General features: G+C 70.1%; 9 protein-coding genes and 1 pseudogene. 5 read left to right on the top strand and 5 right to left on the bottom strand.

What is annotated here, in order from left to right:
- The first annotated feature begins 127 nt into the window (after window positions 1–127).
- From VQ03_RS12720 to VQ03_RS12740, 5 genes and pseudogenes are all read left to right on the top strand, one after another.
- Entirely contained in the window at window positions 128–1393 is a 1266-nt protein-coding gene (locus VQ03_RS12720) for an ABC transporter substrate-binding protein (RefSeq protein WP_048451253.1), read from the top strand.
- 153 nt (window positions 1394–1546) lie between these two features.
- Complete coding sequence (locus VQ03_RS12725) at window positions 1547–2422, top strand: branched-chain amino acid ABC transporter permease (protein WP_048451254.1); 876 nt, start codon at window positions 1547–1549, stop codon at window positions 2420–2422.
- A gap of 33 nt (window positions 2423–2455) precedes the next feature.
- On the top strand, window positions 2456–3409 hold the full coding sequence (locus tag VQ03_RS12730; protein ID WP_048451255.1) for a branched-chain amino acid ABC transporter permease: 954 nt from the start codon (window positions 2456–2458) through the stop codon (window positions 3407–3409).
- Window positions 3410–3461: 52 nt separating this feature from the next.
- Window positions 3462–4721 (top strand): annotated as a pseudogene (locus VQ03_RS12735) (ATP-binding cassette domain-containing protein); the annotation flags it as partial.
- 383 nt (window positions 4722–5104) lie between these two features.
- Window positions 5105–5359 (top strand): DUF6894 family protein, encoded by a 255-nt coding sequence (locus VQ03_RS12740; protein ID WP_048451257.1) that lies wholly within the window; start codon window positions 5105–5107, stop codon window positions 5357–5359.
- Between the two features lie 150 nt (window positions 5360–5509).
- Here VQ03_RS12740 and VQ03_RS35020 read toward each other — a convergent pair whose 3' ends face one another.
- The 5 genes from VQ03_RS35020 to VQ03_RS12765 form a co-directional block, all read right to left on the bottom strand.
- On the bottom strand, window positions 5510–7498 hold the full coding sequence (locus tag VQ03_RS35020) for a methyl-accepting chemotaxis protein (RefSeq protein WP_167376086.1): 1989 nt from the start codon (window positions 7496–7498) through the stop codon (window positions 5510–5512).
- A 291-nt stretch (window positions 7499–7789) separates the two neighbouring features.
- On the bottom strand, window positions 7790–9154 hold the full coding sequence (flbD, locus tag VQ03_RS12750; protein ID WP_048451258.1) for a sigma-54-dependent transcriptional regulator FlbD: 1365 nt from the start codon (window positions 9152–9154) through the stop codon (window positions 7790–7792).
- A gap of 43 nt (window positions 9155–9197) precedes the next feature.
- Entirely contained in the window at window positions 9198–9548 is a 351-nt protein-coding gene (gene fliN, locus VQ03_RS12755) for a flagellar motor switch protein FliN (RefSeq protein ID WP_048451259.1), read from the bottom strand.
- 38 nt (window positions 9549–9586) lie between these two features.
- Window positions 9587–10222: a FliH/SctL family protein gene (locus VQ03_RS12760; RefSeq protein ID WP_048451260.1), complete on the bottom strand. Its 636-nt coding sequence runs from the start codon at window positions 10220–10222 to the stop codon at window positions 9587–9589.
- Between the two features lie 46 nt (window positions 10223–10268).
- Window positions 10269–11230: flagellar motor switch protein FliG (locus VQ03_RS12765; RefSeq protein ID WP_048451261.1), on the bottom strand; the 962-nt coding region annotated here is incomplete at its 5' end.

Genomic DNA, 11230 nt, shown 5'->3' on the forward strand with positions numbered 1-11230 from the left:
CGCCGTTTCATCCCCTTCCGGCGCGTCCCATGCTCTAACAACGTCTTGTGATCGATCACGCTCCCGTTACACTCCCGGCCCGAGCCGCGACGCCATCAATCAAACAGCGGCCGGAAGAGGGAACGTCATGCTGGAGTGCGCACCCGTCGCCAGGCGACGGCTCGTCCAGGCGTTGCTTGGTTCTACGATCCTCTTGGCTGCCAATGCCTCGCTCTCGACCGTTCAGGCCGCCGACCCGATCCGCATCGCGGTGATCGCGGAGGCGCAGGCGCTGGCCGGGGCCTCGATCCCGCAGGCGGCCCAGCTCGCCGCCGAGGAGATCAACGCCAAGGGCGGGATGGACGGGCGCAAGATCGAGATCATTCCTTACGACAACAAGAGTTCGGCCGCCGACTCGGTCCGCGCCTTCCAGCGCGCGGCGAGCGAGGACAAGGCCCACGCGGTCATCGCCAGCTACATCAGCGAGGTGGTGCTGGCGCTGCAGCCCTGGTCAGCCCGGCTGAAGCTGCCCTTCATCACCCCGGGCGCGGCCTCGAACGAGATCCCGCTCAACGTCCACAAGGACTACGCCCGCAACAAGTATTCCTTCCACGGCTACCTGACCTCGAAGGCGCAGTCGCAGGCCGTCTGCGACGCCGCCAAGGCGCTCCTGGTCGAGGGGCGGCAGATGAAGACCGCCGTCATCATGAGCGAGGACGCGGCGTGGACCAAGCCCCTCGACGAGGGCTACAAGGAATGCCTGCCGAAGGTCGGCCTCAAGGTGCTCGACCACATCCGCTTCTCGCCGAGCACCACCGACTTCAACCCGATCTTCAGCCGCATCGAGGGCGCCAAGCCCGACGTGATCGTCACCGGCATCTCGCATGTCGGCGTGCAGCCGACGGTGCAGTGGCGCAGCCAGCAGGTGCCGATCCCGATGATCGGCATCGCCTCGCAGGCGACGAACGCCACCTTCTGGAAGGAAACGAACGGCGCCACCGAGGGCGTGCTGTTCGAGATGTTCGCCGCCCCCGGCACCAACGTGACGCCGAAGACCGCGCCCTTCGCCGAGGCCTTCAAGGCCAAGTACGGCAACTATCCGAGCTATGCCGGCTACACCGCCTATGACGAGGTCTACTACATCGCCGATGCGGTGAAGCGGGCGGGCTCGACCGATCCCGACAAGCTCGTCGAGGCGCTGGAGAAGACCGACTGGGAGGGCACCCTCGGGCGCATCCAGTTCTACGGCAAGGACGACGAGTTCACCCACTCGATCAAGTACGGCCCGGGCCTCGTCTCCGGCATGATGATGCAGTGGCAGGACGGCAAGCAGCTGGCGATCTGGCCGCAAAATGTGGCGAACGGGAAGATCACCTTCCCGAGCTTCGTCAAGGCGGGCACTGCCGCGAACTGACGGCCTCCGTCGATCTTCCCCGATCCAGCCAGCGCGGGATCCCCTCTCCCGCACCTTCCAGGCGATACCGGGCAAGCCCGGCATCGCCTGGAGAGGGGGAGTTCTCGCGCGCCTGACCGACCCATCTTTCCCGCGAGCCCCAAAGACCGCGACATGACCGCGATCCAGATCCTCATCGACGGCTTCGCCATCTCGGCGCTCTACGCGCTCGGCGCCACCGGCTTCACCCTCATCTTCGGCGTCTCGGGCGTGCTGAACCTGTCGCATGGCGCCCTCATGGTCACCGCCGCGGTTGTGGCCTGGGCGGCGTCGAGCGAGTTCGGCCTCGGCTCCTATGCGGGCGCGGCGACCGGCATCCTCGCCTGCACGGTGCTGACGCTCGCCACCTACGGCGTCGTGGTGCGCCCCATCGACCGCTCCCGGGCGATCCCGCCGGAGGAGAAGGAGATCTTCATCCTCACCGGCACGCTCCTGTGGGGCATCATGATCCAGGAATTCATCGCCTACCTGTTCACCAGCAACGCCAAGACGGTGATGCCGATCGTCGAGGGCGTCGTCACCATCGCGGGCGTGCGCACGCCGTGGAACCAGGTCTTCACGGCGGTCGTCTGCTGGGGCGTGATTGGGCTGCTCTGGCTCCTCGTGAACCGGACCCGCACCGGCAAGGTGGTGCTCGCCGCCTCGATGAACCCGCGCGGCGTCACCCTCCTCGGCTTCGAGCTGTCGAAGATCTACGTGGCGATCTGGATCATCTACGGCGTGCTCGCCGGCATCGCCGGGGTGCTGCTCGGCCAGTTCCTCGGGGTGTCGAGCTACAGCGTCGGCCCGCTCACCGCCAGCGCCTTCTCGATCGTGGTGCTGGGAGGCCTCGGCAGCGTCTCGGGCTCGCTGATCGCGGCCTACGTCGTCGGCTATCTCGAGACGCTCACCGCCTACCTGATCTCCCCGGCCTACCGGACCATCCCCGCGCTGCTGCTGCTCGTGGCGGTGATGTATGTCCGCCCGCAGGGCCTGCTCGGGCGCCGCTGACGCCCGGCCTTTCTCTTGATCGATCGAGGCCCCATGCCCGCCAACACCGTCGTCACCAAGACCCTTCGCAATCCGCTGTTCTGGCTCTGCCTGATCGGCCTCGCGCTCGCCGGCGTGCTGCCGTTCTGGGTCTCGGGCTACATCCTCGGCCTTCTCACCGTCGCGTATTTCTTCGGCGTGTTCTCGATGGCCTGGGACCTCCTGTTCGGCTTCGCCGGCGAGGTGAATTTCGGCCCGACCTTCCTGATCGGCTTAGGGGCCTACACCGCCGGCATCCTCAACGGCCACGGCGTCGGCATCCCCTTGTGCCTGCTTGCCGGTACGGTCGCGGCGGTGATCGGCGGCCTCGTCCTGGCCCTGCCGGCGCTCCGGGTGCGGGGCCCGTATTTCGGCCTCACCACCGTCGTGGCGGTGCTGATCCTGCAGAACCTGATCGTCGTCTTCGCCGACACCACCGGCGGCGAGATCGGCCTGACGGTGCCGGACGTCATCAGCATCGACGCGGCGACCAACTACTGGATCGCGCTCGGCTTCATGGGGGTGAGCGGGCTCATCCTCTACGCCATCGCGGTCTCGCCGGTCGGGCTGATCCTCCAGGCGAGCGGGCAGGATCCGGTCGAGGCGGGCGCGCTCGGCTTCAACGTCGCCAAGCACAAGCTCGCGGCGTTCTGCGTCAGCGCGGTCTTCTCCGGCCTCGGGGGGGCCTTGTTCGTGTTCTACATGGGCACCGCCTCCGTCGGCACCCTGATCGACGTCTCGGTCGGCGTGCAGGTCATCATCGGGGCGGTACTCGGCGGGCGGCGCACCATCGTCGGCGGTGTTCTGGGCGCCGTGTTCCTGATCGCCGCCGGCGAATTGCTGCGGCCGCTCGGCCCCCTCTCGACCTTCGTGGTCTCGGCCGCGGCGCTCGCGGTGATCCTGTTCGTGCCGGCAGGCCTCCTCGGCATCCTGACCCGCCAGGGCAGCGGACAGGGACAGCGCGCCTGATGCCCGCCGTCCTCCCCGTGTCCCGCCCTGCCTCCCGACAAGGTGTGCGTTCATGAGTGCGGCCGGCCTCGCCACATCCGATACGTCCCTGCCCTCCGCCCCGGGCCGGGCGCCCGACACCGCCCCGCCCCTCCTGGCGGTCGAGGGGCTGACCAAGCGCTACGGCGGCCTCGTCGCGGCGAAATCGATCGGCTTCACGGTGCGGGCCGGCGAGATCGTCGGGCTGATCGGGCCGAACGGCTCGGGCAAGTCCACGGTGATGAAGCTCATCATGGGGCTGGAGCGCCCGAATGCCGGCAGCGTCAAGCTCGACGGCACCGAGATCGCCGGCTGGCCCTCGCACAAGGTGGCGCGGGCCGGCATCGGCCTCGTCTTCCAGCATTCCCGGCCGCTGCACCGCCAGACGGTGCTGGAGAACATCAAGCTCGCCCTCCTGCCCGACAGCCTGATCCGCCTCGCCGCCGATCCGGGCGTCGAGACGCGGGCGCGGGCCATCGCCGAGCGGGTGGGCCTGGGGGCGGTCATGGACAGGCGCCCCGGCACCCTGCCCTTCGCCGACCTGCGCCGGATGGAGCTCGCCAAGGCCATCGCCCGCGACCCCAAGGTCGTGCTGGTCGACGAGCCCTTCGCCGGCCTGACCTCCGGCGAGGTCGCGGATTTCTCCGCCCTGATCCGGGGGTTTCGCGACGAGGGCAAGGCGGTGCTCCTCGTCGACCACAACGTGAAGAGCGTCGCCGCCCTCGTCGACCGGGTCTTCGCGATGTATCTCGGCGAGCGCGTGGCCGAGGGCTCGGCCGCCGAGGTGATGCGCAACGAGACCGTGCGCCGGGTCTATCTCGGCGGCAGCATCGAGACGGCGGCCAGGCCCGAGGCGAGCTTTGCCGGCGCGCCCCTTCTCAAGGTCGAGGGGCTCGACGTGCTCTACGGCAAGGCCCAGGCCCTGCGTGGCGTCGACATCCACGTGCACGAGGGCGAGTTCGTCTCGGTGGTCGGCCTCAACGGCGCCGGCAAGACGACCCTGTTCAACGCCATCTCGGGCCTCGTGCCGCATTCGGGACGAATCAGCTTTTCCGGCGAGCCGCTGGCGAGGCGCAGTCCGGCGAGCATCGCCAAGGGCGGCATCGTCCAGGTGCCGGAGACCCGCGAGCTGTTCGGCGAGATGAGCGTGCGCGAGAACCTCGACCTCGGCGGCCAGCATCTGCCGAAGGCGGAGAGCGCGCGCCAGCTCGACTGGCTGTTCGAGCTGTTTCCGATCCTGAGGAGCCGCGGCGGCCAGACGGCCCGCACCCTCTCGGGCGGCGAGCAGCAGATGCTCACCATCGCCCGCGCCCTGATGATGAAGCCCCGGCTCCTGATCCTCGACGAGCCGACCCTCGGCCTCGCGCCGGTGATCCTGGAGCAACTCTCGAAGGCGTTGGAGCGCCTGCGCCAGACCACGCCGATCACGGTGCTCCTGGGCGAGCAGAACGTCACCTTCGCGCTGCCCCATGCCGACCGGGTCTACGTGCTGGAGCATGCCCGGATCGTCTGGGAGGGCCCGCCCGACCGCTTCGCGGCCGAGGCCGGCACCGGCTACCTGTAGCGGGACGAAGGGGTCCCCCGAAGGGATGAAACCCGAAACGCTTGACTCGGGTTAAGGCGGCCGGAGACGAGGGGCCGTAATCGTGCAGGACAGCCACCCCAGGAGAGAGCGGAATGTCCTGCTACTACTTCCACTTCCAGGTCGGCAGCCGTCTCATCCGGGATACCCGCGGCGTCGAGCTCGCAGAGCCGCACGAGATCATCACCTGCTCGGCGCATATCGCAGGGCTTTTGAAGCGGCGCGCCTGCCGCGAGCCCGAGTGGAAGGAGGCGATCATCCACGTCGAGGACAAGGAGCGCCGTTTCAGCCTCTTCCTGCCGATCGCCCGGTTCGCGGATGCGATCCCGCGGTTGCAGGCGACCGCTTAGCGGCGGCGACCGCTCTCATCCCCGAGCAGCATTCCTCCCTCGATCGACGATCCGGGGTCGCTGCGCGGCCCCGGGTCAGATTTGTGAGTTCCTTGTTCCGTCGAGCCGGTGGCGCAGGTTCCCGGCGGCGCGCCGTCTCGGAGGCGGTTTTTACGCCGCCTTGATCTCCATCACGAACCCGCCGATCTCGCGCTCCAGGGTCGCGGCCTGACGGGCCAGGTGCTGGGCGGCGTGCAGCACCTGGTCGGCGGTGCCGCCGGTGCGGTCGGCGCCCTGCTGCACCGCGTCGATGTGGCCGGAAACGACCTGCGTGCTGTGGGCGGCGTGCTGGACGTTTCGGGCGATCTCGCCGGTGGCGGCGCTCTGGCGCTCCATCGCGCTCGCCACACCCGTGGCGATGGCGTTCATGTCGCGGATCGTGCCGCCGATCGCCTCGATCGCCTGTACCGCCTGGACGGTCTGGGCCTGGATGCTGCCGATCTGGCCGGCGATCTCGTCGGTCGCCCGGGCCGTGCGGGTGGCCAGATCCTTGACCTCGGCGGCCACCACCGCGAAGCCGCGGCCGGCCTCGCCGGCGCGCGCCGCCTCGATCGTGGCGTTGAGGGCCAGCAGGTTGGTCCGGCCGGCGATGCTGGTGATGAGCTGGACCACGTCGCCGATCTGCTGCGCCCCGGCGGCGAGCGCCCGGATCGTCGCCTCGGTGCGCGCGGCCTCCGCGTCGGCCCGCCCGGCGATGACCGAGGAATGGGCGACCTGGCGCGTGATCTCCTCGATGCTGGCGGAGAGTTCGTCCGTGGCGTTCGCGACGCCGCCGACATTGGCCGAGGTCTGGCTCGCGGCGTCCGCGACGCCCGCCGACAGGTTCGAGGATTCGGCGGCCGAGGTCGACAGGTTGTGCGCCGCCCCCTCCATCTGGCCCGCCGCCGCGGTCAAGGACGCGATCAGCGCCGAGACCTTGCCCTCGAAGCCCTGGGTCAGGGTCTCGAGGTGGCGCGCCCGCGCCATCTTGGCGTCGGTGTCCTGGCGCTGGATCGCGTCGCGGGACTCGGAATCGATCAGACCGTCGCGGAAGAGCGCCACGGTGCGGGCCATCGCGCCGATCTCGTCGGCGCGACCGGTATCCGGCAGGTCGATCGACCGGGCACCGCCGCCGAGCGCCGCCATCGCGCCCGACAGGCGCTGGAGCGGCGCGGTGATCGAGCGGGCGAGGAGCAGCGAGATCACGATCCCGAGGAGCACGATGCCGGCCGCCTTGGCGAGGAAGGCGGTCGTCCCCTCCTTGACGCTGCGGGCGAAGTCCTGCTCGGCCTCCACCCCGTCGCGCGCCATCACCGCCAGCAGGGAGGCGGAGGCCTTCATCGACTCGTCCCGGGCGACGCGGGAGAGCTTCAGGTGCCGGCCCCACTCGGCCGACAGGGCCGAGGCGCGGTCGAGCGCCCCGCGCCAGGCGGTCAGCTTCGCCGCGAGGTCGGAATTCGCCGGCAGCTTGGCCTGGACCGCCGCCGCGAACTGGCTCGCGGCCGCGATGTGCTTGGCGTCGCCGGTCACCTTCAGCTGCGCCGTCTGGTCGCGGGCGGCCTGGAACGCCTCGGCGGCGGCGTTCAGCATCCGGGCCTGATCGAGATCGCCGGCCTCGAAGGCGCGGGTGCGCCGCTGCGCCAGGGACGCGGCGATCTGCTCGCCGGCCTGGTCGATCTCCTGGCTCAGAAGGGCCGTCTCCTCCCCCTTGATCCTGGCCAGGATGACGTATTCGTCGCCGTAGGTCCGCAGGGCCTTGGCGATCACGGCGCTGGTCGCGAGCTCGTCGCCCGACAGCCCGACCTCGGGACCGCGTTCGATCAGGCCGACGGATTTGTCGAGGAGGTCGCGCGCGGCCTTGAGTACCGCCGGATCGAAGCGCTGGAGCCAGCGGCTCAGCTCGAAGCGCGCCTGCATCATCGCCATGTCGACGGAGCGGACATGCTCGGCCTTGGCGCGGTTCTGCTGGTAATCGGCGAAATCCGAGCTCACCTGCGTCACCAGCAGGTAGCCCGAGACCGCGACGCCGACGGTCGTCGTCAGCACCACGCCGAAGCCCGCGAAGATTCGCGCCTTGATCGACAGCCGCGCGAGGCGCCCGCCCTTGACCCACGTCCGCATCGCGCCCGCCATTCCGCTCAAGGCTCACTCTGCCGCAGAGGTTGGGAGGTATCCGCTAAGGCCCAATTAAAACGAGAGCTTTTTTCACGTCCGGGCCGATCGAAGAGTGCAGGAGCACCCGATCGGGCCATGGGACGACAGTCAGGTGTCACACCCTCGCGCTAGGAATAAAAGCGTGTCGACAAGGGGTTTTGGCGTCCTGCCGGGACGCCGGGCCCGCAAGTCGTCGTCGCCGGACCGGCCGACGCCCCGGCTATTCGTGGCGTCTGCGACAGTCTTCATGGCAGACTCTCAGCCATAGGCCGCCAGCGCCCGCGTGTGGCCGGGCTCGGCCACCGGGATTCCGGCATCGGTGTATTCGTTGAGCTTGTTGCGCAGGGTCCGGATCGAGATGCCTAGGATCTTGGCGGCGTGGGTGCGGTTGCCGAGGCAATGGTCGAGGGTATCGAGGATCAGGTCGCGCTCGACCTCGGCGAGCGAGCGACCGACGAAGCCCCGCGTCGCCGCCTCGGCGGCCTGGACCGCGCGGGTGGCGGGGCTGGTGGCGACGGCGAGCGCGTCGCCTTCCGGCGAGCGGATCGCGTCGGCGTCGATCTCGGGTCCGCTCGCCAGCAGCACCGCCCGGTGCAGGGTGTTCTCCAACTCGCGCACGTTGCCGGGCCAGGGGCTCTGCACGACGAGGCGGCGCGCCTCGGCCGAGAGCGGCCGGACCGCGAGCCCGTTGGCCTCGGCGTATTTGCGGGCGAAGTGGCCGGCGAGTTCGAGGATGTCGGCCGGGCGGTCGCGCAAGGGAGGCAGGCGCAGGTTCACCACGTTGAGGCGGTAGAGCAGGTCCTCGCGGAACGTGCCCTTGCGCGCCTCCTCGGCGAGGTTGCGGTTCGAGGTGGCGAGCACCCGGATGTCGACCTTCACCGGCTGCGTGCCGCCGACCCGGTCGATCACCCGCTCCTGCAGCGCCCGCAGGAGCTTGGCCTGCAACCGCACGTCCATCTCGGAGATCTCGTCGAGGAGCAGCGTGCCGCCATGGGCCTCCTCGAACCGGCCGATGCGCCGGGCCACCGCCCCGGTGAAGGCGCCCTTCTCGTGGCCGAAGAGCTCGGATTCGAGCAGCGCGTCGGGGATCGCCGCGCAGTTCACGCTGACGAAAGGCTTGGTCGCCCGGTTCGAGCGGGCGTGGACGTGGCGCGCCAGCACCTCCTTGCCGGTGCCGCTCTCGCCGGTGATCAGCACGGAGGCGTCGGAGCGCGCCACCTGCTCGGCGAGCTTGACCACCCGCTCCATCGCGGGGTCGCGCCACACGAAGGCCCGGGCATCCGCCGTCACCGCCTCCAGCACCGCCGCGATCAGCTCGGGATCGGGCGGCAGCGGGATGTATTCCTTGGCCCCCGCCTGGATCGCCGCCACCGCGGCCCTGGCGTCGGTGCCGGTGCCGCAGGCCACCACGGGGGTGCGGATGCGCTCCTCGGCCAAGGCCGCCACCAGGGAGCGGATCGGCAGCGACACGTCGATCATCACGAGGTCGGCGCCCTTGGCGCGCAGGACGTTGAGGCCCTGCTCGATCCCGTCCGCCTGGGTCACGGCGGCGCCGCGGCTCATCGCGATCCGGGAGGCGGTGACGAGTTCGCCGTTGAGGCGTCCGATGATCAAGAGCCGCATGGCGGGCACTCCGTAGGGCGGTTCGGGGCGGCGGGAGCGGTGGTCAGCCGTCGGCCTTGACGATCTCGGTCATCGTCACGCCGAGGCGCTCCTCCACCAGCACCACCTCGCCGCGGGCGACGAGGCGGTTGTTGACGAAGATGTCGATCGCCTCGCCGACCTTGCGGTCGAGCTCCAGCACCGTCCCGGGGCCGAGGCGCAGGAGGTCGCCGATCGGCATCCGCGACGAGCCCAGCACCGCCGAGACCATCACCGGCACGTCGAAGACCTGCTCGAGGTCGGAGGCCGACTTGGCGGCCGCCGGGGCGTCGCGCATCGTGCCGGCCGAGGCGGTATCGAAGGCGAGATCCGCCTCGCTGAGCTGCGGCAGGCCGAGATCGTTGTCGGAGGACATCGGGGTACCTCGTGGAGAAGACTCTTCGGGAACGGGCGTCAGGCGGTCGGCAGGACGGCCAGCACGGCGGCCTCGATGGCCGCGCGATCGCGGACCACGCCGCCATCGGCCCACTCGATGCGGGCGTCGCCGGGCGCCATGCCGGGATCGCCGAGGACGATCAGGCGGCCCTCGTAGCCGCGCTCGCGGGCGAGCCGCGCCACCTGTCGCTCGGTCTCCTCGACCAGCGCGTCGTGGACCCGGATCGCCAGGTGCGGCACGCCGCGCAGATGCTGCAGCGCCCGCCCCGCGGCTTCCGCGATCGCCGCGACCGGCTGGCTGTCGAGGGCGGCCCCGGCGATCTTGCGCCCGAGCATCACGGCGAAGTCGAGGGCCTGGGCCTCGCGCTCGGCGTCGTGGGCGTCCAGGGCGCCGATCATCCCGGACGCCGCCGCCGCGACCCGGTTCAGGGCATCGGCGAGGCGCGTCTGCACCTGCGCATCGGCCTGGGCGCGGCCCTCCTGCAGGCCGCGGGCATAGGCGGCCGCCTCGGCCTCGGCCCGGGCGGCCGCCAGCGTCGCGGCCTCTGCCGCGGCGCGCGCCTCCGCCTCGGGGATGCCGCCCTCCTCGCGGGGGGGCTTGCCGTCCGGATTGCGGAAATCGGTGTCGAACAGGAAGCGCCGGATCTGCGCCATCAGGCGATCCTCCTCGCAACCGGCCCTGTCGTCTCGTGGGCGCGCATCAGTAGACCAGCTCTTCCTCGGCGCTGTTCTTGGCGATCATGATCTCGCCCCGCTCGGCGAGCTCCTTGGCGAGGTCGGTCATCTTCGACTGGGCCTCGTCGACCTCCTTGAGGCGGATCGGCCCGAGCGAGCCCATCTCGTCCTGCATGTTCTTGGCCGCGCGGCTCGACATGTTGGCGAAGAAGAAGGCCCGGACCGGATCCGATGCGCCCTTCAGCGCGCGGGCCAGCACGTCGCGGTCGACGCTGCGCATCAGGGTCTGGACGCTGCCGGCGTCGAGCTTCATCAGGTCGTCGAAGGTGAACATCAGCTGGCGGATCTTCTTCGCCGAGCCGCGATTCGCCTGGTCGAGGGCGGTCAGGAACCGGATCTCGGTCTGGCGGTCGAAGGCGTTGAACACGTCGGCGAGCAGCTCGTGGGCGTCGCGCCGCGTGGTCTGGGCGATGGTCGAGACGAACTCGACCCGCAGGATCTCCTCGATGTGGCGCAGGGCCTCCTTCTGCACCGTCTCCATCCGCAGCATGCGGTTGAGGACGTCGATGGCGAAGTCCTCCGGCAGGATGGTCAGCACCCGGGCGGCGTAGTCCGAGCGCACCCGCGACAGGATCACCGCGACGGTCTGCGGGTACTCGTTGCGCAGGAACGAGGCCAGGATCTCGGGGTCGATCTGGGTCAGGCTGGCCCAGACCCGGCGGCCCGAGGCGCCCTTCACCTCCGCCATGATCACCGAGACCTGCTCGGGCGGGAAGATCTTCAGGAGCAGCGCCTCGGTGCGCTCGAAGCTCGAGGTGATGCCGCCGCTCGCCGAGAGCCGGGACACGAAGTCGATGATCAGGTGCTCGACCACGTCGGCCTCGAGGGAGCCGAGCTGCACCATGGCGTGCGAGACCTTCTTGATCTCCTCCTCTTCCAGCATCCGCCAGATCGGGGCGCCGTCCTCCTCGCCGAGCAGCAGCAGCA

This window comes from Methylobacterium tarhaniae (assembly GCF_001043955.1).
GTDB classification, from domain to species: domain Bacteria; phylum Pseudomonadota; class Alphaproteobacteria; order Rhizobiales; family Beijerinckiaceae; genus Methylobacterium; species Methylobacterium tarhaniae.

Excerpts from the sequence above, each read along its gene's own strand:
- flbD (WP_048451258.1), bottom strand. The coding sequence starts at position 9,154 with ATGCGGCTCTTGATCATCGGACGCCTCAACGGCGAACTCGTCACCGCC.
- VQ03_RS12760 (WP_048451260.1), bottom strand. The coding sequence starts at position 10,222 with ATGGCGCAGATCCGGCGCTTCCTGTTCGACACCGATTTCCGCAATCCG.
- VQ03_RS35020 (WP_167376086.1), bottom strand. The coding sequence starts at position 7,498 with ATGCGGACGTGGGTCAAGGGCGGGCGCCTCGCGCGGCTGTCGATCAAG.
- VQ03_RS12730 (WP_048451255.1), top strand. The coding sequence starts at position 2,456 with ATGCCCGCCAACACCGTCGTCACCAAGACCCTTCGCAATCCGCTGTTC.
- VQ03_RS12720 (WP_048451253.1), top strand. The coding sequence starts at position 128 with ATGCTGGAGTGCGCACCCGTCGCCAGGCGACGGCTCGTCCAGGCGTTG.
- fliN (WP_048451259.1), bottom strand. The coding sequence starts at position 9,548 with ATGTCCTCCGACAACGATCTCGGCCTGCCGCAGCTCAGCGAGGCGGAT.
- VQ03_RS12725 (WP_048451254.1), top strand. The coding sequence starts at position 1,547 with ATGACCGCGATCCAGATCCTCATCGACGGCTTCGCCATCTCGGCGCTC.
- VQ03_RS12740 (WP_048451257.1), top strand. The coding sequence starts at position 5,105 with ATGTCCTGCTACTACTTCCACTTCCAGGTCGGCAGCCGTCTCATCCGG.